The following is a 24388-nucleotide window of genomic DNA, read 5'->3' on the forward strand; positions in this document are numbered from 1 at the left end:
GTTACTTCCGAGAAGCCCATCCACCTCGCCGGCCTGCCCGCAGGAAGCCGCTGAATGCACCGCGCCCCGGCCCCTCCACATGATGTGGAGGACCGGGGCGCGGCAACCGGGAATCCGATCAGTGAGCGTGCTTGCCGCGATCGTACTCGAAGACCAGACCGACCACACCGACCGAGAGGATCAGTGCACCGAAGGGCACGATCCACCAGCCGACCGCAACACCCATGAAGGTGATGGCGCCGCCGATGGCGACGACCAGCGGCCACCAGCTCCAGGGGCTGTAGAAGCCGTACTCGTAGGCCTCATCGGCGATCTCGCCCTGTTCGTTATCCGAGGCGATATCACCGGTGGTCCTGTGATGCAGGCCCACATAGCCGCCGATCATCAGGCACATCAGACCGACCAGGGCGATCGCGGGAAAGCCCACGAGCTCCTTGAAATCCGTCAGAATGCCGTAGACCAGGGCGACCGGCAGGAAGAAGAAGATCGAAGCGCCGAACAGCCATGCTGTGAACTTCACTTGGTGCTCCTCTCAGGCAGGGAGTAGGCATCCGCCGGGTGCCCCGCCAGCTCCAGTAGCTCCGGGTGGTTCGCGTCGAACGCGGGGCGTTCGGAGCGAATCCGGGGCAGCGAGTTGAAGTTGTGGCGCGGGGGCGGGCAGGAGGTCGCCCATTCGAGCGAGCTGCCGTAGCCCCACGGATCGTCCACGGTGACCTTGGGTGCCTTGCGTGCGGTGATCCAGACGTTCAAGAAGAACGGAATCATCGACAGGCCCAGAATCAGCGAACCAATCGTCGACACCTGGTTGAGAACGGTGAAGCCGTCCTGCGGCAGGTAGTCGGCGTAACGCCGCGGCATACCCATAACACCCAGCCAATGCTGCACCAGGAAGGTCGCGTGGAAGCCGATGAACAGGATCCAGAAATGGATCTTGCCCAGGCGCTCGCTCAGCATCTTGCCGGTCCACTTGGGCCACCAGAAGTAGAAGCCCGCGAACATCGCGAATACGACGGTACCGAAGATCACGTAGTGGAAGTGGGCCACGACGAAGTAGCTGTCGGACATGTGCTGGTCCAGCGCAGGAGAGGCCAGGATGACACCGGTCAGACCGCCGAAGACGAAGCTGACCAGGAAGCCCAACGACCACAGCATCGGGGTCTCGAAGGTGATCGATCCCTTCCACAGGGTGAAGATCCAGTTGAAGATCTTCACACCCGTCGGCACCGCGATCAGCATCGTCATAAAGGCGAAGAACGGCAAGAGCACCGCACCGGTGACGTACATGTGGTGTGCCCACACGGTCACGGACAGGGCCGCAATCGCGATCGTCGCGTAAACCAGCATCTTGTAGCCGAACACGGGCTTACGGGAGAACGCCGGGAAGATCTCGGAAACGATGCCGAAGAACGGCAGGGCGATGACATAGACCTCCGGGTGCCCGAAGAACCAGAACAGGTGCTGGAACAGAATGGGCCCGCCGTTCTCCGGACTGAACACATGCGCACCCAATATTCGGTCGGCTCCCAGCGCCAGAAGGGCTGCGGCCAGGGGCGGGAACGCCATCAGGATCAGAACACCGGTGATCAGGGTGTTCCAGGTGAAGATCGACATCCGGAACATGGTCATACCCGGAGCGCGCAGGGTGATGATCGTGGTGATGAAGTTCACCGCGCCCATGATGGTACCGAAGCCCTGGAAGGCCAGGCCCATCACCCAGAGGTGTCCGCCGATGCCCGGCGTGTACGTCGTGTTACTCAGCGGGGCGTAGGCCGTCCAGCCGAAGCCGGCGGCGCCCTGCGGGGTCAGGAAGCCCGCGCAGGCGATGAGCGAACCGAACAGGTACAGCCAGAAGGCGAAGGCATTCAGTCGCGGGAAGGCGACATCGGGCGCCCCGATCTGCAGCGGCATCAGAACATTGGCGAAGCCGGAGAACAATGGCGTCGCGAACATCAGCAGCATGATCGTGCCGTGCATCGTGAACAGCTGGTTGTACTGTTCCTTGGTCTCGATGATCTGCATGCCCGGTTCGAACAGCTCCAGGCGGATCAGCAGCGCCATCACGCCGCCGATGCAGAAGAACAGGAAGGACGCGATCAGGTACATGTACCCGATGGTCTTGTGGTCAGTGGAGGTGATCCAGCTGACGATCACCTTGCCGAGGCTCTTGGGCTGTTTGGGCCCGGCCGCGACGGTAATCGGTTCATTGGCAACCGCCGTCATTACTTCTCACCCTCCTCGTACGGGTTCTTGTGCCATTCGGTACGGTCCAGGTCGTCGCCGAGCTGGCCCTTGTTACCGGAATCGCGCAGCTGCTTGGTCTGGGCCTTGAACTCCTCCATCGACACGACCTTCACGTTGAAGAGCATCTCCGAGTGGAATTCGCCGCACAGTTCGGCGCACTTACCCATGTACTCGCCCTCTTTGAGGGCTTTGAGGTGCAGGGTATTGGGCTGGCCGGGGATCATGTCCCGCTTCTCCAGGAATGCCGGCACCCAGAACGAGTGGATGACATCGCGGGAGCGCAGCTCGATCTCGAGGTTCGTATTGGCCGGCAGGTACAGCGTGGGAGCGTTCTTACCGGGCTTCTCCGTGCCGTCCAGGTTCGCCTGGACACCGGCGTAGTAAGCGTCCTCCGTGACGTAGTTGAAGTCCCACGCCCACTGCTTGCCGACGACCTCGATCTTCTGTTCGCCGGGGGTCTTGTCCTCAGTCGTCTGGTTCAGCGTGTGAACCGTCTGACCGAAGAATCCGACGACCAAGATGATCGGGACGATCGTGTAGAAGATTTCGATGGGCATGTTGTACCCCATCTGCACCGGCAGGCCACGGTCGTGCTTGCGCCGACGGTAGGCGATGAGGCAGAAGAGCATCAGACCCCAGGTAACGAGGCCGACGAGCAGGGCGGCGATCCAGCCGCCGACCCACAGATGGGTATATGCCTCCGTGTGGTTCGTGGCGCCCACGGAATCGAGGGGCATGAACCCGATTTTGAGTTCCTCCTTGGAACATCCTGAGAGGAGCACAGCGCCGGAGAGCACCCCGACCAGGCCAAGCCGCTTGGCCCAGGTCGCTGCCCTCCCACGTGCTGGCTGATTCGGAGAATCCACGTGCAGCCTTTCACAACTGATTCGGCAGGTTCACCAACCGCGATCGAGGCGAATCCGAGTGGGTTTCGCAGCGGGCGATGAGCCTACGTACCAATAACTACTTTTGTCGTGTCTACCTTACCGCTACACGGGGTAGAAATTCATACCGGGCTGTTCAGTTCTTGAGAAAACCCTGCGAATGAATGCCGCCGAGCAGGGCGGGCAGTCTGCGCTCATATTCGAGCCGGGGGATTTCCGATACACCGAGCGTCGCTAAATGCGGTGTAGACCACTGAGTGTCGATCAGCCACGGCCGTCCCGTCGCCACCCCGTCGAGCAGCTCGACCAAGTGAACCAGGGCCACCTTCGAGGCGTCCGTCGCCCGATGAAACATCGATTCCCCCGCGAACAAGGAGCCCAGAGCCAGGCCGTATAGTCCTCCGACCAGCCGCTGGTCCTCCCACACCTCGATCGAATGTGCGATGCCCTTGGAGTGAAGCCTCGAGTAGATCGCGATGATCTCCTCGTCGATCCATGCGCCTTCGCGCCGTGGGTCGGCACATCCTCGGATGACTCCGTCGAAATCCAGGTCGCAGCTCCACGAGAATCGCCGAACTGATTTTCGCAAACTTTTTGTAATCTTTAGACGTCCCGGTTCCAAGACCCCGCGCATATGTGGAGACCACCAGCCATAGGGCGCCGCTCCCCTCTCGCCAAGGCCCATCGGGAACATCCCCGTCCGATAAGCACGAAGGACCTGGGGGATGGTCAACGCCGGCGTAACCGCGCTGACCTCCCCCAGGTCCATGTATTCGCCTCCCGAGTCCGTGGGGCTCAGTGGAACGAATCGCCACAGGCGCAGGAGCCCTGGGCATTCGGGTTGTCGATCGTGAAGCCCTGCTTCTCGATGGTGTCGGCGAAGTCGATGGTCGAACCGTTGAGGTACGGAACGCTCATCTTGTCCACGACGACCTCGACCCCGTCGAAGTCGCGTACCGCATCCCCGTCGAGCAGTCGCTCGTCGAAGTACAGCTGATAGATCAATCCGGAGCAGCCACCGGGCTGCACCGCGACGCGCAGCCGCAGATCCGTTCGCCCTTCCTGCTCCAGCAGGCTGCGGACTTTGCCCGCGGCGGGCGCCGACAGCTCGACTTCGTGGGTCGGCATTTCAGTCGTGACGGTCATAATTCTCCTTAGCAGACTCTCAGCGATGCCCCGCTGCTGGGACGAGCATATACCGTAACCGACGGCGTTTCCCCGTTATTCCCCCTCGGCTCAGCCCCGCGCGAGTTTGTCCAGCAACAGGGCCTCGGAGACGATTGCATTGCGCAGATCGGGAAGATACTGCGACTCGTTGGCACTGTGCGCCCGCGAATCGGGGTCCTCGACTCCGGTGACCAGGATCGAGGCCGAGGGGAATACCTCGAGCAGATCCGCGATGAACGGAATGGACCCGCCCAGGCCCATGGCGACACTGGGGTGTCCGAAGCCCTCACTGAGCGCGGCATGGGCCGTTTCAACCACGGGGTCGTGCGGATCGGCACTCCACGGGCTGCCCGCCTCCGCCGCCCCGAATTCCACCTGTGCTCCGAAGGACACATTGGCGCGCAAGTGTTCTTTGAGAGCCGCCAGAGCCGCCTGAGGATCCTGCCCGGGCGCCAGACGCATCGACACCTTGGCCCTGGCAGCCGGCTGCAGGGTGTTCGACGAGTGGTCGACGCTGGGCAGGTCGACACCGATCACCGTCAGGCTGGGCTGATTCCACACCCGGCTGGACAATGGACCGTGGCCGATGAACTCGGATGTGGGCAGAATTCCCGAATCCGCGCGCAGCACGTCCTCTGCGTATTCCACTCCCCCGGTGGTGTTCGACACCAGACCGGCGACAGCGACCGAGCCGTCCGCCGTGTGCAAGGATGCCAGCAGTCGGGTCAGCGCGAGGCCGGCGTCTGGCACCAGGCCACCGTACATTCCCGAATGCACGGCATGGTCCAGCGTGCGCACGGTGAATTCCAGGGCGACCATCCCGCGCAGGCTCGCCGTCAGCGCGGGCTCGCCGGGAGCCCAGTTGCCGGAGTCGGCGACGACGATCACATCGCCGGCCAGCCTGTCACGATAGCGGTGGATGAAGTCGGAGAAACTCGGGGACCCGGCTTCCTCCTCGCCCTCGATGAACATCGTGACGCCGACGCCCAACCGGTCACCCAGCAGTTCGAGCGCTGTCAGATGAACCATGACACCGGCTTTGTCATCCGAAGCGCCTCGACCGAACACGCGGTCCCCGCGCTGGGTCAGTTCGAACGGTGGGGTGTCCCAGAGGGATTCGTCACCGACCGGCTGCACGTCGTGGTGGCCGTAGAGCACGATCGTCGGTCTTCCCGCCGTAGCGGGCTTGCGCGCGATGACGGCGGGATAGCCCTCGGTGCCGTCGGGACGCGTCGCGGTCAGCACCTCGACCGTCTCGAATCCGACCCTGCGCGCGAAGTCGGCCACCTGCTCCGCACTGCGACGCACTTCCTGCGCCGGATAGCTGGGCCAGGCAATCGAGGGGATGGCGACCAGGGTGCGCCACCGCTCGATCACCTCGGGCATGAGTCGCCCCAGTTCGGTGTGGAGTGTGTCCGCGGTCAGTTCAGGGGACGTGAAATCGCTGTGTGTCATAGTCCGATACTATGGGCATCGTGTTCGGACGCAATAAGAAGAGTCAAGACGAAGTCCCCGGCGTGACCGCCGGACCTGCCGCAACGCCGGCGCAGGACGCTCCACAGGGGAACCCCGCGGAGCAGAAGAAGAACCGCCCCACGCCCAAGCGCAGCCAGCAGCAGGCGGCCAACCGCCGTCCCCTGGTGCCAGAGGACCGCAAGGCCGCGGACAAGGCGTCAAAGGAGGAGATGCGCAAGCAGCGCGAGGATGCCCGCCTCGGCCTGATGAACGGAGACGAACGCTACCTCACGGCCCGCGATGCGGGCCCACAGCGCCGCTACGTCCGTGATTTCATCGACGCGCGGTACTCGATCGGCGAGCTGCTGATCCCGGTGGCCGTGGTGGTCCTCATCATCGGCTTCCTAACCAACCAGACGGTCCAGGTCTACGCGACGATCGTCGTCTATGCGCTTTTCGCCCTGTTGATCCTCGACTCGTTCGTCCTGAACTATCAACTCAAGGGCCGGATGGCCGTCAAGTTCGGTGGCAAGGACAAGATCCAGCGCGGCACCACCTGGTACGCGGTGATGCGCGCCATTCAGCTGCGCCCCCTGCGCATGCCCAAGCCGCAGGTCAAACGTCGCCAGTACCCGGAGTAATAGCCGGAGTCGTCCCGGCCGGTAGAGGCCGTCATGAAGGGCCGGTTCCGATTCTTCGGAACCGGCCCCCTCGTTCTCCTCAGACCCGTGAGCGGGCCAACCCGCGCACCAGCCGTCCCGGCCACCACGGACCCTCGTAGATCAGACCGGTATAGCCCTGCACCAGATCTGCGCCGGCGCCCAGCCGGGCCCGTGCGTCAGCAGGTGATGTCACTCCGCCGACGCTGATGATGGTCAGTGCGCTTCCAACCGTCCGGCGCACCAGACGCAGCACCTCGAAGGAGCGTTCGGCGACCGGCGGACCGGAGATGCCGCCGGCCTGTGACTGCGCGAACTCGCGATCAGCACCATCAACCACATCGCGATCGATGGTCGTATTCGTGCAGATGATTCCGTCGACGCCGGCGGCCACGCACATCCGAGCGACATCTTCGACGTCCTCATCGCCCAGGTCGGGTGCGATCTTCACCACGAGCGGCACATGGCCGAGGGTCGAGCGCGGCGACCGTACGACCGCCTCGGCCTCTTCCTGCACCGCGGTGATGATCGGCCGCAGGGATTCGACGGCCTGCAGGTCGCGCAGCCCCGGAGTATTCGGGGAGGAGACGTTGATGACAAGGTAGTCGGCCAGGGGCGCGAGCACCCTGGTGCTGGCACGGTAGTCGGCAACGGCCTCGGCGGCCGGGACCACCTTCGTCTTGCCGATGTTGACTCCGATCACCGGCCGCTTTCCCTGTGGCAGTTCCGCCAACAGTTCCCGCTGTTCGCGCAGCCAACCGGCCACGGCCACGGCCCCGGCGTTATTGAACCCCATCCTGTTGAGGATCGCGTGTTTGGACAGCAGTCGGAACAGGCGCGGACGCGGATTGCCCGGTTGCCCTTCGGCGGTGATGGTCCCCACTTCGACATGGCCGAAGCCCATCCGGGAGATGGCCCGCACGCCGGTTGCCTCTTTGTCGAAGCCCGCGGCCAGGCCCACCCGATTGGGGAAGTCCAGCCCCATGACGGTGGCGCGGGAGCCGGGATGGGCCCGGTTGCCGAAGGCCAGGTCCATGAGACGACCACCGCAGGGCGCCGCGTCGATCGCTTTGAGGGCGGAGAAGCTCAGATGATGAATCCGCTCAGCATCGATGTGTCTGAGGACGGCATTGTAGATAAGGCGATACACGCGCTTCAGCATATCGGCCTCCGCTCCGATCCAGCGCAGGAGACCCACGATACGATGTCCGGGAACCACTGCCCTAGGAAAGGACCGTCATGGCCAACGCCCTCCGCGCGCTCACGCCCAACACCACAAGACCACAGGACGTCCCCGCCGACGTTCTGGTCGTCGGATTCACCGAATCGGGGCCCGAGGGTTCGGGAACCCGCCTCGAGGCAAGCCAGCTCCTGGCCCTGGCCGACGCGGCACAGGCAGTGGGCTTCACCGGGTCCAGCATGGCCACCGTCATGCTGCCCGCGCCGGCCGGTTTCAAGGCCCGCGCCGTACTGCTGGTGGGGCTGGGTGACTTCACCGCCGATCTGCTCGACGACGCAGAGACCTCCGAAGCCGCGCACGAGGCGCTGCGGCGGGCCGCCGGTACTGCCCTGCGCACGGTCGAGCGGCGACATTCCGTGGCCCTGGCCCTGCCGACCACCGACGATTCCGCTGCCGAGGCGGTGGCCACCGGAGCGCTGCTGGGCGCCTACACCTATGACTCCTACAAATCCGCCTCCGCCGCCGAACCCGGAGCGCTCACCATGTTGACGGTCGAGGACCACGGCGCTGCCGTCCGCAATGCCGGATTCATCGCCCAGGCCGTCAACCGCACCCGCGATCTGGTCAACCAGCCGCCCGCCGATCTGTACCCGGAGTCCATGGCCCAGGAATTCGCGACGCAGGCCAAAGAACGACGCCTCAAGGTCACGGTGATCGACGACAAGGCTCTGCGCGAACGCGGCTTCGGCGGACTGACCGGGGTGGGTCAGGGGTCCCCGCGCGGACCCCGCCTGGTCAAGCTCGAGTACTCCCCCAAGAAGGCACTCAAGCACATGGCCCTGGTGGGCAAGGGCATCACCTTCGATTCCGGCGGACTATCACTCAAGCCGCCGGCTTCGATGGAGGAGATGAAGTCGGATATGGCCGGCGCCGCCGCCGTCGGTCAGGCCCTGTTCGCAATCGCCGATCTCCAGCTACCGGTCCGAGTCACCGCTTGGTTGGCACTGGCCGAGAACATGCCGGGCGGATCCGCCCAGCGCCCGTCTGATGTCCTCAAGATGTACGGCGGGACCACCGTCGAGGTGACGAACACCGATGCCGAGGGACGCCTGGTCCTCGCCGACGGCCTGGTGGCCGCGCAGGAGGAGGACCCGGATCTGGTCATCGACGTCGCGACCCTCACCGGCGCCCAGATCGTCGCCCTCGGAGAACGCACCTCCGGCGTGATGGGAACCACAGGTGCACGCAACCGTGTCGTCCTGGCCGGCCAGGCAGCCGGCGAACCCGTCTGGCCCATGCCACTGCCCGAGGAACTGCGCAGGGGCCTCGACTCCCACACCGCCGACCTCAAGAACGCCGGACCACGCCCCGGGGGCATGCTCCTGGCCGGCGTCTTCCTCGGGGAATTCGTCACATCCGAGCAGGCCTGGGCGCACATCGATGTGGCCGGTCCCGCCTTCAACGGCCACGGCGCCTGGGGATACACCCCCAAGGAGGGCACCGGTGTGCCCGTCCGCACACTGATCGAAGTGGCTCGTGGATTGAGTACGACGGACGCAGAAGAATAACATTGGAACGTAACCATTCCTCCGATCTCACGCGCGGAACACGGCGCCCGGGTCCCACCGGTGCGGCGATGAATGGAACACTAGTGACAAACCGCGCTTGGCGGTCCGAAGTCAACTCTTATAAGAGGAGAAATTCGTGAGCGATTCCGACAACACCTACGATCTCGTCATCTTGGGTGGTGGCACGGGCGGATACGCGACAGCACTGCGTGCTGCCCAGCTGGATATGAAGGTCGCACTGATCGAACGCGACAAGGTGGGCGGTACATGCCTGCACCGTGGCTGCGTTCCGACCAAGGCCCTGTTGCACGCGGCCGAGGTCGCAGACACCGTCCGTGACGCCGCGGCCTTCGGCATCCAGGCCGATCTGGGCGGCATCGACATGGACGGTGTCCTGAAGTTCAAACAGGGCATCATCGACGGCAATTACAAGGGCCTGTCCGGCCTGGTGAAGGTCGCCGGCATCGACACCATCTCCGGTGAGGGCAAGCTCGTGTCGCAGGACACCGTGCGGGTGACCACCGATGACGGCGTGATCGACGTCAAGGGCGCGAATATCGTCCTGGCCACCGGCTCGACCTCCAAGACCCTGGGCATCGAGATCCGCGACCGCGTGCTCACCAGCACCGAGGCGCTCAAGTTCAACCGCGTGCCCAAGTCGGCCATCGTCCTCGGCGGCGGCGTGATCGGCATCGAGTTCGCCAGCATCTGGAACTCCTTCGGCGCGGATGTGACCATCGTCGAGGGTCTGCCCCATCTGGCGGCCAATGAGGACGAGGACATCTCCAAGGCCCTCGAACGTGCATTCAAGAAGCGCAAGATCAACTTCAAGACCGGAGTATTCTTCGACGGTGTCGAGCAGGACGCGGACGGAGTGCACGTAACGCTGGCCGACGGCACCAGCCTCGAGGCCGAGGTGCTGCTGGTAGCCGTGGGCCGCGGTCCCGTGACCGCGGGGTTCGGCTTCGAAGAGCAGGGCATCACCATGGACCGCGGTTTCGTCATCACGAACGACCGGTTCCACACCGGTGTGGGCAACATCTGGGCCGTCGGCGACATCGTCCCCGGCCTGCAGCTGGCACACCGTTCCTTCGCCCAGGGCATGTTCGTCGCCGAGGAGATCGCCGGCCTCAACCCGGTGGTACCCGTGGAATCCGGCATCCCGCGCGTGACCTACACCGATCCGGAGATCTTCTCCGTCGGCCTGACCGAGAAGAAGGCCAAGGAGGAGTACGGCGCGGACAACATCGAATCCGTGAAGTTCCCGCTGGGCGGCAATGCCAAGTCCGCGATCCTTAAGACCACGGGCTTCATCAAGGCGATCCGCGTCAAGAACGGCCCCGTCGTTGGCGTCACCGGGATCGGCGCGCGCCTCAGCGAGCAGGCCGGCGAGGCACAGCTCGTCGTGAACTGGGAGGCCTACCCCGAAGAGGTAGCGCAGCTCATCCACGCGCATCCGACGCAGAACGAAGCACTGGGCGAGGCCTTCCTGGCCCTGGCCGGCAAGCCGCTCCACTTCCACAACTGACCCACGAGGGAGACGTAAACCATGTCAAATACCGTACAGATGCCGGCCCTCGGTGAGTCGGTCACCGAAGGTACCGTGACCCGCTGGCTGAAGGAGGTCGGCGAACACGTCGACGTCGACGAGCCGCTGCTCGAGGTCTCGACGGACAAGGTCGATACCGAGATTCCCAGCCCGTACGCCGGCGTCGTCGAGAAGATCCTGGCCGATGAGGACGACGAAGTCGAGATCGGCGGCGACCTAGCGGTCATCGGCGATGGCACCGGCGCCTCAGAGGCACCCGCCGCCGCTGCACCGCAGGCCGCCGAGCCGGAACCCGAACCTACTCCGGAACCCGAACCGGCCCCGGCCGCCGCGGAATCCGCAGCACCGACCGCATCCGGTGATTCCGGCGACTCCGAGACCGTCGTGATGCCCGCGCTGGGCGAGTCGGTCACCGAGGGCACCGTGACCCGCTGGCTGAAGGAGGTCGGCGAACACGTCGACGTCGATGAGCCGCTGCTCGAGGTCTCGACGGACAAGGTCGATACCGAGATTCCCAGCCCCGTCGCCGGAACAGTGCTCCAGCACCTGGCCGAAGAGGATGACGAAGTCGAGGTCGGCGGAGCGCTGGCCCTCGTCGGCTCCGGCGCCCCGGCTGCAGCGCCCGCTGCACCGGCACCCGAGCCTGAGCCCGAACCGGCACCGGCACCGGCACCCGAGCCTGAGCCCGCACCACAGGCCGCCGCTGAACCGACGCCGGCACCGGAGCCCGCTCCGGCACCCGCCGCCGCACCCGCGCCCTCGATTGCACAGACCGTGGCCAGCTCGGATGTCTCCGCCTACGTCACCCCCCTGGTCCGCAAGCTGGCCAAGGAGAAGGGCGTCGACCTGTCGACCGTGTCGGGTACCGGAGTCGGTGGACGTATCCGCAAGCAGGACGTGCTTGCTGTGGCCCAGGCGGCCCAGTCGGTCGCCGGGGCGCCCGCCGCCGCGCCGGTTGCAACCGGTGCACCGCGGGCACCCTTCCAGCTGGAGATCCCGGAGGAGGCCAAGAAGCTGCGCGGCACCACGCAGAAGGCCTCGCGGATCCGGCAGACGATCGCCAAGCGCATGCGCGAGTCGCTGCAGACCACGGCGCAGCTCACTCAGGTAACCGAGGTCGACATGACCAAGGTCTCCAAGCTGCGGGCGGCCCACAAGGCACAGTTCCAGGCCAAGCACGGCGTGAAGCTGACCTACCTGCCGTTCTTCGCCAAGGCCGTCGCCGAGGCACTGCAGATCCACCCGGCGGTCAACGCCCAGTACGATGTCGCCTCGAAGCAGATCACCTACTTCGACCACGAGGACATCGGCTTCGCCGTGGATACCCCGCGCGGTCTGGTGGTGCCGATTGTGAAGAACGCCGGCGGTCTGTCCGTCGCCGAAATCGCCAAGGCCATCGACGATGTCGCCTCCCGCACCCGCGACAACAAGATCGGTCCCGATGAACTGACCGGTGGTACCTTCACCATCACGAACATCGGCAGCTTCGGCGCGCAGTTCGACACGCCGATCATCAATTCGCCGCAGGTGGGCATCCTGGGCACCGGCACCATCACCAAGCGTCCGGTGGCGGTCAAGGGCGCCGACGGCGAGTACACGATCGCCTTGCGCGATATGGTCTACCTGCCGTTGACGTACAACCACGAGTTGGTCGACGGCGCAGACGCCGGTCGCTTCCTCAAGACGGTCAAGGATCGTCTGGAGGACGGCAACTTCGAGGCCGATCTGGACCTCTGAGCACTCCACGACCCCGTGTGAAGCGGCGGGGCGGAGCGGGTATCCCCCCCCCCCCCCCGCCGCTTCGGCGTCTGGACTAACCTTCGGCTTCAAGGACCGAATAGACCTTCCAGACGCCGTTGGCGAACCTCAGTTCGACCCACACCGTGCGCGTGCCGTAGTCCACCGTGCCCGAGGCACCCGTCACCTTCGCGCCCATAGTGCTGCGCAGCCGCACCCGCTGCGCGCCGACCACCTCCGGAGCGCCCGGCTCAACGCTCAGTTGCACGTCGGATCCCCGGTGCGTCCCCGGGTCTGTCTGCGCGTCAGCCCGAGCCGCAGGTGAGTTCGGCACGCTGAGGTCTGCCAGCGCCCCAGCATCCCCGGTCTCCAACGCGGCCTCGCGCAAGCGCGTCAGTGCCCGCCAGGCGCCGACCGGCTCCTCCGGATCGTGCAGTGAATCCGACTCGGCCGCCACGGCCGATGAAGTCGCTCCGCCGGCCTCCCCCACCGCCGGGATCTTCTCGGCATCATGCCAGGGACCGGACAGGAGAATCCCAACCCCCACGAGCAGCAACGCCCCACCCAGCACGGGTACGGCCGAACGCCGCACCAAGACTGCCCATCCTCCGGACCGACGGGACCGACGCCGACCCATCCGGCCCTCGGACGGCTCCGCTGACCGGCGGACCAGCCGGCTCCCCCGTGCGGCCCGCAATAACGCAACGGAGTCCGCCTGACCGTCTTCGTGCGGCCTCGACCGCACACCTGCACGACGCGCGCTCAGCGCCTCCGCTCCCGGCCCGATGGCGGGCGTGCTCGCCGTCCGTGCCTGTTCGACGGCCACGCCGGTCTCCGCCGCGATGAACGGCAGGGGCTCACCTTGGCCGCAGGCGTCGAGACGTTCGCGCACCCGCTCGGTGGCCAGGCCGTGGTCCGTGGCGTAGCGGGCGCTGCCGTAAGCCAGGTCGCTGAGGAACTCGGCCAGTTCGTCTGGCATACCCGGTGCCAGCAAAGCGGGCGGGGTGCCGATGTCGGCGGTGAGGTCTCCACTCAGCGCTACCACGGCCAGACGGGCCAGAGCACACGCCTCATCCCGTCCCGCGGCGGAGCCGTACCTCCCGGGGACGAGCACGATGTCGCCTCTCGCATCCACGCCGAAGGCATCGAGGTGCACCCTGCTCATCCCCTCAGGTGGCGGTGGCGCGCCGTCGAGCACCTCGACCACCCGGTGCAGTAGGAACAGACAGCGGGACACGCTCAGCGGCCCTGCCGTACCCAGATACATGCGCAGGGTCCCGCCTTCACAGCGGGACACCAGCAGGCCCTCTAACGTCTGTCCGTCAATTGGGTCGTACATCCGCGCGACGCGGGGCCGCGCACCCGTCCAAGCGCCGCCGGGAGCGTCGGCGCCGGTGACGAACCAGCGGCTGCGGCCATCCGCTTCAACACGGAAGAGGTCGGGCTCCAGCTGATGGACAAGCGTCCATTTTTCCTGGTCATCCTCGCGGACACCCGTTGTTTCCTGCTGCTCGTCATCGTTCATAATCAGTTCCAATGGCTAAGAGCGTTTATGTCGTTTTGTTGATAATAGATAACGCTCTCCACCAGAAATAGCCCGACACCGGTTGAATCACTCCTCCCGTCGGTTCCCAGCGCCCGTCGCCGGGTGTCTTTGCCCACAGCACCCGGCGGGACATAGGGTGGTGCCATGGTCCTCACCGTTGAAAAACTCGGCTTCGCCCCCGAACTCGTCGATTACCGTTACGCCCTGGGCATTCAGAACGCCTACCATGACGAGGTCGTCGCCGGCACACGGGACTCCACACTCCTGGCACTCGAACACGAGGCCGTCTACACAGCGGGCAAGCGTACCGAGCCCCACGAGCGCCCCCTCGACGGCACAGAGGTCATCGACATCGACCGCGGAGGCAAGATCACCTGGCACGGACCCGGCCAGCTGGTCCTCTACCCGGTATACCGACTTAACGACGCCAAGGACGTTCGCCTCTACGTCAGCCAAATCGAGGATGCCGTCATCGAACTGCTCGCCGGCCTGGGAATCGAAGCCGGACGCGTGGACGGGCGCGCCGGAGTCTGGCTGGAGGCCGATGCCACCGGTCCCGAACGCAAAATCGCCGCGATTGGCATTCGCATCCACGACGGCGTGACCATGCACGGCGTCGCCATTAACTGCTCCAATTCCTTCTCCGGATTCGACAACATCGTCCCCTGCGGAATAGTCGACGCCGGAGTGACCTCCATCAGCCGCGAGCTTCACAGGGAGGTCACTCCCGCCGCACTCGCCGATGAGGCCATCGCACTTCTGAATCGCCATATCACCGCCTGACCCCACACAGCCTGACCCCACACAGGAAGGACCAGCACGTGACAATCGCACCCGAGGGACGCAGATTACTGCGCGTCGAAGCCAGGAATTCGGAGACCCCGATCGAGTCCAAACCCGACTGGATCAAGGCGAAGGCCCATATCGGCCCCGAATTCTCCGAATTGAAATCCCTGGTGCGCACGTCCGGGCTGCATACGGTATGCGAAGAGGCCGGGTGCCCGAACATCTTCGAATGTTGGGAGGATCGCGAGGCGACTTTCCTCATCGGCGGCGAACAGTGCACCCGACGTTGTGACTTCTGCCAGATCGACACGGGCAAGCCCGCCGACTTCGACGCCGACGAACCGCGCCGGGTCGCCGAATCGGTCGCCACCATGGGCCTGCGGTATTCGACGATCACCGGCGTGGCCCGTGATGATCTGGCCGATGGTGGGGCCTGGCTCTACGCCGAGACGGTTCGCCTCATCCACGGGCTGGACACCGCCGACGGACAGGGCACCGGCGTCGAGCTGCTCATCCCCGATTTCAACTCGGACGACGACCAGCTCGCTGAAGTCTTCTCCTCCCGCCCCGAGGTCCTGGCCCACAATGTCGAGACGGTCCCCCGCATCTTCAAACGTATTCGCCCCGGCTTCCGCTACGACCGTTCACTGTCCGTGTTGACAAAGGCCCGCGCGGCCGGCCTGGTGACGAAATCGAACCTGATCCTCGGCATGGGAGAGACCAACGACGAAGTCGTCGCAGCCATGCAGGACCTCCACGCCGCCGGCTGTGACCTGCTGACGATTACCCAGTATCTGCGCCCGTCACCGCGCCATCATCCGATCGACAGGTGGGTCAAACCACAGGACTTCGTCGCATTGCGCGATGCAGCCGAAGAAATCGGCTTCCTGGGAGTCATGTCGGGACCGCTGGTCCGCTCCTCATACCGGGCGGGGCGGTTGTGGGCGCAGGCCATGCGCAGCAAGGGGCGCCCGATTCCGGCCCACCTGGCCCACCTCGACCGTGACTCCGAATCCCCGGCCAGGCAGGAGGCCCAGGCGGTGGTCGATACCTTCGGCGCGGGCGAAGAGGTAAAATACTGAGCAGTCCGCAACTGTCAAGAAACGAGTCCATGTCTACTTCGAACGAACCGAAGCCCAAACGCTTCAAGCGCAAGCCGAAAGATCCGAACAATCCGGGCCGGATCGCCCAGATGAAGCAGGTCTACAAGCTGGCGGCCAAGCACTACAAGGCCCTGCCGTGGATCCTGGCCGCCGCAGTGCTCGGCGGTGGCGCCCTCGGCGCCCTGGTCGGCCTGCTCCTGCCACCCATCTGGCTGTGGATCATCCTGGGCCTGATGGTCGGCGTCCTCGGTGCTACCTTCATCCTGGGCCGCTTCGCCGAAACCGCGGCGTTCGAGGAGATGCGTGGCAAGCCCGGCGCCTACGGTGCGGTCCTCAACACGGTGCGCAAGTCCTGGCTGGCCGACGACGAGCCCGTGGCGGTCGACCCCAAGACACGCGACCTGGTGTACCGCGCCACCGGCCGCGGCGGCGTCGTCCTGGTGGGCGAGGGCCCCGCCGGACGCGTGGCCAAGCTGGTGGACAAGGAACGCAAGCGCCATGAGCGGGTGCTCCCCGGCGTTCCGGTCAACACCCTGCTCGGTGGCGAGGGCGAGGGACAGATCCCGATGAATCGGCTGACCAAGGAGGTCTACAAGATCCCGCGGAAGCTCAACAAGTCGGAGGTCCTGGTCATTCGCAAGCGCCTGACCGCACTGGGCACCATTTCGAAGCGGGCTCCGATCCCCAAGGGCATCGACCCCAGCCGGGCGCGCCCGGACCGCCGCGCCATGCGTGGTCGCTGATACCTCGCAGCACGCAACAGGGCCCCTGTTCCATCCACACTCCGTGTGGTGAACAGGGGCCCTGTTTCATCGTCTTCGTCGTCCCCTCCATCCGAATACGGAGGACATCGGTCACATTCTGACCACGGTGACGTTCGCCGCCAAGTCGTGCAAACCGCGACGATCGCCGTTGTAGACGACTGCCGGGATGACCAGAGCCAGCAAGACAACCCGCACCAGGATCCAGCCCGGATTGCGGCGAGTCCCGCCAGGGCCCAGCAGCCGCACCCGCAGCACCCGCTGACCGATCGTGTACCCCAGGGTGGACTGCAGCACCCAGTTCTCCACCAGGAACAGCCCCAGCGTCACCCAGGAGTCCCCGTGGAAGAACGCGGTGGAGATGAGCAGGCACAGGCCCCAGTCGATGCACAGGGACAGGAACCTCTTCCAGTGTGGGGCAACCGAGCCCGGGCCCTCCTGGGGCAGACCCAGGCGTTTGCCGGGCCAGTCGCCCGGGCGCATGGAGAGGTCGGGGCCGTTGAGCCAGGAGCCGATATCATCTCTGTCGATCACCCCACCAGGGTATCGCCTGAGACGATTCCCGACCGCATCCGGAGGCCTTCGCCACATTGCAGGGCTGCACCGCATAGGATGAAGGAGTGGTCGCTGAAACATCTCCGAAACATTCGGGACACTCAGCGGTTACGGCATCTGGCTAAAGTGGTCAGAGCAACGCGGTAATTCATATGTATCGCGTATCGATTGACACTGGGAGTGAGCTTGTTTACATCAGCCTCTGAACTCGTCGCCTATCTGAAGGCAGAGGACGTCGAGTTCGTCGACGTCCGCTTCTGCGACCTGCCGGGCACCGTACAGCACTTCAACATGCCGGCTGAGGCCTACGGCGAGGACGAAATCGAAGAGGGCCTGCTCTTCGACGGCTCGTCCATCCGCGGCTTCCAGTCGATCAACGAATCGGACATGAAGCTGCTGGCCGATGTCACCTCGGCCTTCATCGACCCGTTCCGCGAGGCCAAGACCTTGGTCGTCACGCACTCGATCGTCGATCCCTTCACCGACGAGCCCTACTCCCGCGATCCCCGCCAGGTCGCAGCCAAGGCCGAGGCCTACCTGAAGTCCACCGGGATCGCCGACACGGTCTTCTTCGGCGCTGAGGCCGAGTTCTACCTGTTCGACTCGATCCGTTACGACAGCCAGCCCGGCGGCGCCTTCTACAAGATCGACTCCGTCGAAGCGGCCTGGAACACCGGCGCCGAAGAGGGCGGCCACAACCTGGGCTACAAGACCCCCATCAAGGGCGGCTACTTCCCCGTCTCCCCCTCCGATCACTTCGCCGACATCCGCGATGCCATCTCACTGACGCTCAAGGAGATCGGCTTCTCCGTCGAACGCGCCCACCACGAAGTAGGCACAGCCGGCCAGCAGGAGATCAACTACAAGTTCGACAGCCTGCAGAAGGCCGCCGACCAGCTGCTGGACTTCAAGTACGTCGTGAAGAACGTCTCGAACGAATTCGAGAAGACCGCGACCTTCATGCCCAAGCCCATGTACGGTGACAACGGCTCCGGCATGCACTGCCACCAGTCGCTGTGGAAGGACGGCAAGCCGCTGTTCTTCGACGAGAACGGCTACGCCAACCTCTCCGATCTGGCCCGCTGGTACATCGGCGGCCTGATCGAACACGCCGGCGCCGTGCTGGCCTTCACGAACCCGACGATCAACTCCTACCGTCGTCTGGTTCCCGGATACGAGGCACCGGTCAACCTGGTCTACTCGGCACGCAACCGCTCGGCCGCCATCCGCATCCCGGTCACCGGCTCGTCGCCCAAGGCCAAGCGCCTGGAGTTCCGCGTGCCCGATCCCTCGTCGAACCCCTACCTGGCCTTCGCCGCCCAGCTGATGGCCGGCCTCGACGGCATCAAGAACCGCATCGAGCCGCCGGAGCCGATCGACAAGGACCTCTACGAACTGCCCCCGGAGGAACTGGGCGACATCAAGCTCACCCCGAACTCCCTCGAGGATGCCCTGGCCGAACTCGAGGCCGACCACGAGTTCCTCACCGCCGGCAATGTCTTCACGCCCGATCTGATCGAAACGTGGGTCAAGTACAAGCGTGAGAACGAACTCGACGTCGTGCGCCTGCGCCCGACTCCGGCCGAGTTCGAGCTGTACTACACCGTCTGATCCGATCAGACCGGCTCAACGATAAGGGCTGTGGCCCGCAACCGCTTCGGTTGCGGGCCACAGCCCTTATCGTTCTCTGTGGGTGGAACGCACGCTGCCCTGGCACCGCGCTTCGGATCTCGACTCGCGTCACTCCTCATAGCCGAAGAACAGCCGCTCGACCACCTTCCTGGCGTGCCGTGCCGCACGCAGATAGTCGTCCTGGAACTCCTGCCACAGACCAGGGCCGTAACCCATCAGCCGTGCAACCGCTTCCAGGTCCTCCGGCCGGGCCGGCAGGGAATCTGCGATGCGCCCGCGGAAGAGCACCGCTGCACAGCGGATCTGGGTGGCCGCCAACCAGGCCTCCTCGAGAACCTGTGCGTCTTCCCCACCGATTACGCCCAGTGCCACCTCAGCGTGCAAGGCCGGCAGGGTCGAGGTGGTGTGCAGGGCCGCTTCCCCGTGCCCGTGGACCAGCTGCAACAGCTGAACCGTCCACTCTACGTCCGATAGTCCCCCGTGGCCCAACTTCAAATGCCTGCGGATATCGGCCCCGCGCGGCAAGCGCTCGGCCTCCATCCGCGCCTTGAGCCTGCGCATCTGGCGCAAAGAGCTCTCGGGGACGACTGCCGGGTAGCGCAGCGGCTCGATGAGTTCGAGATAGTCCGCAGCCAGACTCTGATCGCCGGCGATCGGACGCGCCCGCAGCAGGGCCTGAGCCTCCCAGGGCTCCGACCACTTGCCGTAGTACGCCCGGTAGCTCTCCAGGGTGCGCACCAGCGGTCCGTTCTTGCCCTCCGGCCGCAGATCCGCGTCCAGCTCGACGGCCGGGGCGGCGCCCGCCTGGCCCAGCTCGTGGATCAGGCGCAGGGCGAGCTTCTTAACGTGAGTGGCCAGACGGCTCCTGGCGTCGTCGTCCAGATCGCCTGCCGGACGGTAGACGAACATCACATCCGCATCGGAGGAATAGCCGACCTCCGCACCGCCCAGCCGGCCCATCGCGATGACCGCGAACTCGTAGGCGGGCGTTTCCGGGGTGTCCATGGCCAGGCGCATGGCCTGGCAGCCAGCCGCTATCGTGGCATCGACGATCTGCGCGAGCCGGGCCGGAATCTCCGTTCGGTCCCCGACTTCGAGCACATCGGCCAGCGCACAGCGCAACAGTTCGCGCCCGTACAGGCCTCTGATAGCCGGAATCGATTCTGCGCCGTGCCGGCGCAGCAGGCCCGCCGTCTCGGCCCGCAGATCGCTGCGCACGGCCAGCGTCAGTGGCTCTTCGAGCCAGGCCACCGCCGAGGGATTCTTCAACAGGAGTTCCGTAGCATACGCCGAAAGCGACAGGACACGGGCCATTGCCCTGGCCGCCACACCCGAGTCGCGCAGCATCTTGAGATACCAGGTCGAACCGGACAATGACTCGGACAGGCGGCGGAAGGACAGCAGAGCCGCATCCGGATCCACGCCGTCGGCGAACCAGTCCAGGAGGGCCGGCAACACCTGCTTTTGCACGTGTGCGCTGCGCCCGGTGCCCTGGGCCAGGCGGCCGATGTGCAGCAGCGCGGACTTCGGATCCTTGTAGCCGAAGGCGGCCAGGCGGTCGCGGGCGGCCGAATCGGACATCCGCACGATGGAGTCGGCTCCCGCGGCGGCCTGCAGAATGGGCCGGTAGAAGATCTGCTGGTGTAGGACCCGCACTCGGCGGGAGTGGACAGTCCGCTCGGCCGCCAGGCGCTCGGCGCTTCGGTCCCCATCGGCGTAGACGGCCCTGGCCAGGGTCCGCAGTCGGCCCGGATCATCCGGCAACAAAGCCGTGCGCTGCATCCGGGGGATCTGCAGACGGTGTTCGACGACCCGCATGAACCGATACGCCGCGGCCAGATCGCGGCCGTCATCGGCCCCGATATAGCCCAATCCAGCCAGCCGCGGGATCACGTCGAGGGTCGCCGTAACACGGATCTCCTGCTCCTCGCGCCCGTGGACCAATTGCAGCAGCTGGGCTGAGAATTCCACGTCGCGCAGTCCGCCGCTGCCCAGTTTGAGCTGGCGGGCGGCCTCGTTGGCCGGGATCAGATCGACGACGCGCCGCCGCATGGCGCGTACCCCGTCGATGAAGCCCGGACGGGCCGCCGCCGTCCACACCAGCGGATTGAACGCCTCGAACCACTCGTGCCCCAGCGCGACGTCGCCGGCGATCGGACGGGCCTTGAGCAGGGCCTGGAACTCCCAGTTCTCAGCGGTTCGCTCATAGTAGGAGCGGAATTCCTCGAGGGGCCGGACCAGCGGGCCGGCCTTGCCCTCCGGACGCAGTGCCGCATCGAGTTCCCACAGTGCGGGCTCCGCGGCCGGCCGGTCGATGAGCTCGGCGACGCGGTTGGCCAGTGCAGTGGCCAGTTCGCGTTCGGCCGCAGGCTCCGCACAGTAGACGACATCGACATCGGAGACGTAGTTCAATTCGCGTGCGCCGCACTTGCCCATTCCGATGACGGCCAAGCGGACTCGGGCATCCGGATCCAATTCCGCCCGTGCCACCGCCAGTGCCGCATCGATCGCCGAGGCGGCCATGTCCGCCAGGATCCGGCAAACCTCGGCGACCACATCAGTGGGACACTGTGCGAGCAGATCATCGGCGGTCAGCCGGATCAGCAGTTCCCGGTAGGCCACGCGCAGTGCGGTCCGGCCTTCCTCCCCGCGCACCATGGCCACTGGCGCAGGTGCCTCCGGGTCCGCTCCGACGGCGTCGAACAGGTGCGCGCGCAGGGCCGGCTGCGCCGCCGCAGAGGTTCCCAGCAGGCAGGTGGTGGACCCCGGTTCCGGCAGGGCCAGCATTCGCAGGGACTGCGGATGCCGGATAATGAAGTCGATGCACGCCTCGGAATACCCACCCAGGGCGATGACCCGACGCAGGACCTGTGACGTGGCCAGCAGGTCGGCCAATCCAGAGGCATCCGGATGAGTTGCCACGGCCTCGGCCACACGGATAACCGCCAGGCCGGCGGCGTCGGGGTCGGCCACCGAACGCGCCAGTGCCGTGGCGGCAGCGGCGGACAGCGCAGGTCGGTCCAGCAACTGCGCGGCCTCGGTGAGGAAGCGGGGATAGCGGAAACTGGCCTGGGGCCGGCCCGATTTGCCCGGCCGGCCCGTCGGCTGGGACCGTCGCGTCTGCGGCATCAGCTGCTCACAGGGAACTGAAGTCGCGGCTCAGTTCGAATTGGGTGACCTGCGCGCGGTAGTCCTCCCAGTCCTTGCGCTTATTGCGCAGGAAGTAGTCGAAGACCTCCTCGCCCAGGGTCTGCGCGACCAATTCGCTGTTCTCCATCGCGATGATCGCCTCGTTCAACGAGGCCGGCATGGCCTCGATGCCCAGTGCCCGGCGTTCCCCGTCGGAGAGCAGCCACACATCGTCTTCGGCCTCCGGGGGCAGTTCGTAGCCCTCCTCGATGCCCTTGAGGCCCGCAGCCAGGATGAGCGAATACGCCAGATAGGGGTTGGCTGAGGAATCCAGCCCGCGGAACTCGATCCGGGCAGAGGACGACTTCCCCGATTTGTACTGCGGTACCCGGATCAGGGCCGAACGGTTGCGGTGGCCCCAACAGATGTAGGACGGGGCCTCGTGCCCGGTCCACAAGCGCTTATAGGAGTTGACGTACTGATTGGTCACGGCGGAGATCTCCGGGGCATGGCGCAGCAGGCCCGCGACGAACTGGCGTCCCGTGGTCGAGAGCTGATAGTCCCCCGATGGGCTGTAGAAGGCGTTCTCCTCGCCCTCGAACAGGGAGACGTGCGTGTGCATGCCGTTGCCGGGCTGGTCGGCCAGGGGCTTGGGCATGAAGGACGCGTACACGCCCTGGGCGGCCGCCACCTCCTTGACCATCGCGCGGAAGGTCATGACGTTGTCGGCCATGGTCAGGGAGTCGGCGTAGCGCAGGTCGATCTCGTTCTGGCCAGGTCCCGCCTCGTGATGGGAGAACTCGACGGAGATCCCCATGGCCTCCAGGGTCTGCACCGCGGTGCGGCGGAAGTCATTGGCCGTGCCGCCGTTGACGTGGTCGAAATAGCCGGCGGAGTCCACGGGAATGGGCAGTCCGCCGTTCAGCTCCCCCGACTGAAACAGGTAGAACTCGATCTCCGGGTGGACGTAGAACGTGAAGCCCAGGGCAGCGGCACGGTCCATCGTCCGCTTGAGGACATTGCGCGGATCCGACATCGCGGGCCCACCGTCGGGCGAGATGATGTCACAGAACATCCGCCCTGTGGGCTCTTCCTCTCCGCGCCACGGCAGCAGGCTGAAGGTCGAGGGGTCCGGTTTGAGGACCATGTCCGCCTCGAACACGCGTGACAGGCCCTCGACCGCCGAACCGTCGAACCCGATGCCCTCGCCGAAGGATCCTTCGAGTTCCGCCGGCACGATCGCCACCGACTTCAACCGTCCCAGGACGTCGGAGAACCACAGGCGGATGAAGCGCACATCGCGGTCCTCGACCGTGCGCAGGACGAATTCCTCTTGTTTACTCAACCCGGTCATTTGCCGTCCCAGTCCTTGTCCTCGTCGTCCCAATCCCGATTGCGGGTGGCGGCCGTGCGCAGCGCCGCCTGTGCCTCTTCACGCGTATCGTACGGGCCCATGCGGTTCTCCCAACCGCTCAGCGGGCCCTCTTCGACCTGGCCGGTGCGCACGTTGAACCAGTACTTGACGTCACCGGGAAGTCCGTTCTCCTCAGCCATCTCGTCTCCTTCTTCGGCCGTGTCCGCCACCCGGCGGAGTCGTGGACCGCCTTCTGGCGTATCGCCTCTAGCCTATCGCCTGCCGACTGTGTCGTCCCCGAGTGCACGAGCGTCCTCTTCGGCCCCGGCGGAACCCCGTTGCATCGTCGTAGCGCGGAAGTGCTCCTCGCACAGGACGCCGGCTTCCTGCGCGCGTCCCGCTGCGATGGCAGTGGCGATCGCAGCGTGGTCGCGCTGGGCTGCTGCGAACAGTTCGGGCGAAAACGGGTCGTGTCGGAAGCCGGCGTTGATCCGCCGGTCCAGGTCGACTGAGATCCTGACCAGTTCCTCGTTTCCGGTCGCCCTGGCGATCGTATGGTGGAAATGCGCGTCAGCGCTGCGGGCGTGGATCGGATCAGCCATCTGTGCATAGCGGGCGGCGGCGGCACTGATATCGTGTGCGTCCGCCGGCGTGCGGCGCAGCGCCGCCACATGGGCCAGTCGCCCGTGGACGATCGCCCTGGCGTCGAGCAGCGATTCGCGTTCGGCGCGGAAGGTCGCCAGGTGCTCCTGCTGTCCGGCCAGTTCGCCCGCGTCGCCCGCTGCGATGAAGGTGCCCCCGCCCCTGCCGCGACGCCGGAGTACGAAGCCGGCCCGTTCCAAGCGGTCCAACCCGGCGCGCACCGATGAGCGCGAGACCTGCAGGGCCTGTGCGAGCTCACGTTCGCTCGGCAGCGGCGTACCGACCGGTAGAGCGCCGACGGCGATCGCCGAGAGGATGTGATCGGATATCTGCTGGCCCGTCGTCGGCACGGAGACCACTGTCTCCAACCCTTTGAGTTCCTGCATAAACGACCACCTGTTCGATTGTTCGCTTGTTCGATTGTTCGGACGTCTAGACTG

Annotated in this window: 21 protein-coding genes; 8 read left to right on the forward strand and 13 right to left on the reverse strand. The window is 65.6% G+C overall.

Annotated features, from left to right (window positions below; translation table 11 throughout):
• Positions 1-118: 118 nt before the first annotated feature.
• The 6 genes from NQ034_RS02090 to NQ034_RS02115 all read right to left on the reverse strand — a co-directional run bounded on the left by NQ034_RS02090 (position 119) and on the right by NQ034_RS02115 (position 5747).
• Positions 119-520, reverse strand: coding sequence for a cytochrome c oxidase subunit 4 (locus tag NQ034_RS02090; RefSeq protein ID WP_257046747.1), 402 nt, complete (start codon positions 518-520; stop codon positions 119-121).
• Positions 517-2220, reverse strand: coding sequence for an aa3-type cytochrome oxidase subunit I (ctaD, locus tag NQ034_RS02095; RefSeq protein ID WP_257046748.1), 1704 nt, complete (start codon positions 2218-2220; stop codon positions 517-519). Before ctaD ends, NQ034_RS02090 begins: the two co-directional genes overlap by 4 nt.
• Positions 2220-3107, reverse strand: coding sequence for an aa3-type cytochrome oxidase subunit II (ctaC, locus tag NQ034_RS02100; RefSeq protein ID WP_257046749.1), 888 nt, complete (start codon positions 3105-3107; stop codon positions 2220-2222). Before ctaC ends, ctaD begins: the two co-directional genes overlap by 1 nt.
• A gap of 154 nt (positions 3108-3261) precedes the next feature.
• Entirely contained in the window at positions 3262-3894 is a 633-nt protein-coding gene (gene aat, locus NQ034_RS02105; RefSeq protein WP_257046750.1) for a leucyl/phenylalanyl-tRNA--protein transferase, read from the reverse strand.
• A 26-nt stretch (positions 3895-3920) separates the two neighbouring features.
• Entirely contained in the window at positions 3921-4271 is a 351-nt protein-coding gene (locus NQ034_RS02110; protein ID WP_257046751.1) for a HesB/IscA family protein, read from the reverse strand.
• A gap of 90 nt (positions 4272-4361) precedes the next feature.
• The gene (locus NQ034_RS02115) at positions 4362-5747 is read right to left on the reverse strand and encodes a dipeptidase (protein WP_257046752.1); all 1386 of its coding nucleotides are present in this window, start codon (positions 5745-5747) and stop codon (positions 4362-4364) included.
• A gap of 11 nt (positions 5748-5758) precedes the next feature.
• Here NQ034_RS02115 and NQ034_RS02120 point away from each other — a divergent pair, with 11 nt between their 5' ends.
• Positions 5759-6388 carry a DUF3043 domain-containing protein gene (locus NQ034_RS02120; protein WP_257046753.1) on the forward strand — a complete coding sequence of 210 codons (630 nt, stop codon included), beginning with the start codon at positions 5759-5761 and terminating at the stop codon, positions 6386-6388.
• Between the two features lie 79 nt (positions 6389-6467).
• On the opposite strand, the gene NQ034_RS02125 is transcribed toward NQ034_RS02120, so the two are convergent.
• Positions 6468-7568 carry a quinone-dependent dihydroorotate dehydrogenase gene (locus NQ034_RS02125; protein ID WP_257046754.1) on the reverse strand — a complete coding sequence of 367 codons (1101 nt, stop codon included), beginning with the start codon at positions 7566-7568 and terminating at the stop codon, positions 6468-6470.
• Positions 7569-7645: 77 nt separating this feature from the next.
• On the opposite strand from NQ034_RS02125, the gene NQ034_RS02130 reads away from it, so the two are divergent.
• The 3 genes from NQ034_RS02130 (at position 7646) to sucB (ending at position 12440) form a co-directional block, all read left to right on the forward strand.
• A complete protein-coding gene (locus NQ034_RS02130; protein WP_257046755.1) occupies positions 7646-9154 on the forward strand; it encodes a leucyl aminopeptidase in 1509 nt (502 codons plus the stop codon).
• A 136-nt stretch (positions 9155-9290) separates the two neighbouring features.
• Positions 9291-10682 (forward strand): dihydrolipoyl dehydrogenase, encoded by a 1392-nt coding sequence (lpdA, locus tag NQ034_RS02135; RefSeq protein WP_257046756.1) that lies wholly within the window; start codon positions 9291-9293, stop codon positions 10680-10682.
• A 21-nt stretch (positions 10683-10703) separates the two neighbouring features.
• Positions 10704-12440: a 2-oxoglutarate dehydrogenase, E2 component, dihydrolipoamide succinyltransferase gene (gene sucB / locus NQ034_RS02140; protein WP_257046757.1), complete on the forward strand. Its 1737-nt coding sequence runs from the start codon at positions 10704-10706 to the stop codon at positions 12438-12440.
• A 76-nt stretch (positions 12441-12516) separates the two neighbouring features.
• Here sucB and NQ034_RS02145 read toward each other — a convergent pair whose 3' ends face one another.
• Positions 12517-13965 (reverse strand): serine/threonine-protein kinase, encoded by a 1449-nt coding sequence (locus NQ034_RS02145; RefSeq protein ID WP_257046758.1) that lies wholly within the window; start codon positions 13963-13965, stop codon positions 12517-12519.
• Positions 13966-14130: 165 nt separating this feature from the next.
• Here NQ034_RS02145 and lipB point away from each other — a divergent pair, with 165 nt between their 5' ends.
• Genes lipB through NQ034_RS02160 form a run of 3 tightly spaced genes read left to right on the forward strand, consistent with a single transcriptional unit; the run spans position 14131 to position 16618 of the window.
• The gene (gene lipB / locus NQ034_RS02150) at positions 14131-14769 is read left to right on the forward strand and encodes a lipoyl(octanoyl) transferase LipB (protein ID WP_257046759.1); all 639 of its coding nucleotides are present in this window, start codon (positions 14131-14133) and stop codon (positions 14767-14769) included.
• Between the two features lie 38 nt (positions 14770-14807).
• Positions 14808-15854 (forward strand): lipoyl synthase, encoded by a 1047-nt coding sequence (lipA, locus tag NQ034_RS02155; RefSeq protein ID WP_257046760.1) that lies wholly within the window; start codon positions 14808-14810, stop codon positions 15852-15854.
• A 29-nt stretch (positions 15855-15883) separates the two neighbouring features.
• Positions 15884-16618, forward strand: a complete 735-nt coding sequence (locus tag NQ034_RS02160) for a DUF4191 domain-containing protein (RefSeq protein ID WP_257046761.1) — start codon at positions 15884-15886, stop codon at positions 16616-16618.
• 111 nt (positions 16619-16729) lie between these two features.
• Here NQ034_RS02160 and NQ034_RS02165 read toward each other — a convergent pair whose 3' ends face one another.
• Positions 16730-17170 (reverse strand): RDD family protein, encoded by a 441-nt coding sequence (locus NQ034_RS02165; RefSeq protein ID WP_257046762.1) that lies wholly within the window; start codon positions 17168-17170, stop codon positions 16730-16732.
• Positions 17171-17377: 207 nt separating this feature from the next.
• Between NQ034_RS02165 and glnA the strand changes: the two genes are divergently transcribed.
• The gene (gene glnA / locus NQ034_RS02170) at positions 17378-18802 is read left to right on the forward strand and encodes a type I glutamate--ammonia ligase (RefSeq protein ID WP_257046763.1); all 1425 of its coding nucleotides are present in this window, start codon (positions 17378-17380) and stop codon (positions 18800-18802) included.
• Positions 18803-18931: 129 nt separating this feature from the next.
• Here glnA and NQ034_RS02175 read toward each other — a convergent pair whose 3' ends face one another.
• From NQ034_RS02175 to NQ034_RS02190, 4 genes are all read right to left on the reverse strand, one after another.
• The gene (locus tag NQ034_RS02175) at positions 18932-21952 is read right to left on the reverse strand and encodes a bifunctional [glutamine synthetase] adenylyltransferase/[glutamine synthetase]-adenylyl-L-tyrosine phosphorylase (RefSeq protein ID WP_257046764.1); all 3021 of its coding nucleotides are present in this window, start codon (positions 21950-21952) and stop codon (positions 18932-18934) included.
• A 7-nt stretch (positions 21953-21959) separates the two neighbouring features.
• Positions 21960-23297 carry a glutamine synthetase family protein gene (locus NQ034_RS02180; protein WP_257046921.1) on the reverse strand — a complete coding sequence of 446 codons (1338 nt, stop codon included), beginning with the start codon at positions 23295-23297 and terminating at the stop codon, positions 21960-21962.
• A 5-nt stretch (positions 23298-23302) separates the two neighbouring features.
• Positions 23303-23506: a hypothetical protein gene (locus tag NQ034_RS02185; RefSeq protein ID WP_257046765.1), complete on the reverse strand. Its 204-nt coding sequence runs from the start codon at positions 23504-23506 to the stop codon at positions 23303-23305.
• Between the two features lie 72 nt (positions 23507-23578).
• Entirely contained in the window at positions 23579-24334 is a 756-nt protein-coding gene (locus NQ034_RS02190; RefSeq protein ID WP_257046766.1) for a FadR/GntR family transcriptional regulator, read from the reverse strand.
• Positions 24335-24388 lie beyond the last annotated feature (54 nt).

Source organism: Brevibacterium moorei (assembly GCF_024580735.1).
Lineage (GTDB): Bacteria > Actinomycetota > Actinomycetes > Actinomycetales > Brevibacteriaceae > Brevibacterium > Brevibacterium moorei.

Excerpts from the sequence above, each read along its gene's own strand:
- NQ034_RS02115 (WP_257046752.1), bottom strand. The coding sequence starts at position 5,747 with ATGACACACAGCGATTTCACGTCCCCTGAACTGACCGCGGACACACTC.
- NQ034_RS02125 (WP_257046754.1), bottom strand. The coding sequence starts at position 7,568 with ATGCTGAAGCGCGTGTATCGCCTTATCTACAATGCCGTCCTCAGACAC.
- NQ034_RS02185 (WP_257046765.1), bottom strand. The coding sequence starts at position 23,506 with ATGGCTGAGGAGAACGGACTTCCCGGTGACGTCAAGTACTGGTTCAAC.
- NQ034_RS02110 (WP_257046751.1), bottom strand. The coding sequence starts at position 4,271 with ATGACCGTCACGACTGAAATGCCGACCCACGAAGTCGAGCTGTCGGCG.
- NQ034_RS02130 (WP_257046755.1), top strand. The coding sequence starts at position 7,646 with ATGGCCAACGCCCTCCGCGCGCTCACGCCCAACACCACAAGACCACAG.
- NQ034_RS02175 (WP_257046764.1), bottom strand. The coding sequence starts at position 21,952 with ATGCCGCAGACGCGACGGTCCCAGCCGACGGGCCGGCCGGGCAAATCG.
- NQ034_RS02145 (WP_257046758.1), bottom strand. The coding sequence starts at position 13,965 with ATGAACGATGACGAGCAGCAGGAAACAACGGGTGTCCGCGAGGATGAC.
- aat (WP_257046750.1), bottom strand. The coding sequence starts at position 3,894 with ATGGACCTGGGGGAGGTCAGCGCGGTTACGCCGGCGTTGACCATCCCC.
- ctaD (WP_257046748.1), bottom strand. The coding sequence starts at position 2,220 with ATGACGGCGGTTGCCAATGAACCGATTACCGTCGCGGCCGGGCCCAAA.
- NQ034_RS02190 (WP_257046766.1), bottom strand. The coding sequence starts at position 24,334 with ATGCAGGAACTCAAAGGGTTGGAGACAGTGGTCTCCGTGCCGACGACG.
- NQ034_RS02160 (WP_257046761.1), top strand. The coding sequence starts at position 15,884 with ATGTCTACTTCGAACGAACCGAAGCCCAAACGCTTCAAGCGCAAGCCG.
- lipB (WP_257046759.1), top strand. The coding sequence starts at position 14,131 with ATGGTCCTCACCGTTGAAAAACTCGGCTTCGCCCCCGAACTCGTCGAT.
- sucB (WP_257046757.1), top strand. The coding sequence starts at position 10,704 with ATGTCAAATACCGTACAGATGCCGGCCCTCGGTGAGTCGGTCACCGAA.
- NQ034_RS02120 (WP_257046753.1), top strand. The coding sequence starts at position 5,759 with ATGGGCATCGTGTTCGGACGCAATAAGAAGAGTCAAGACGAAGTCCCC.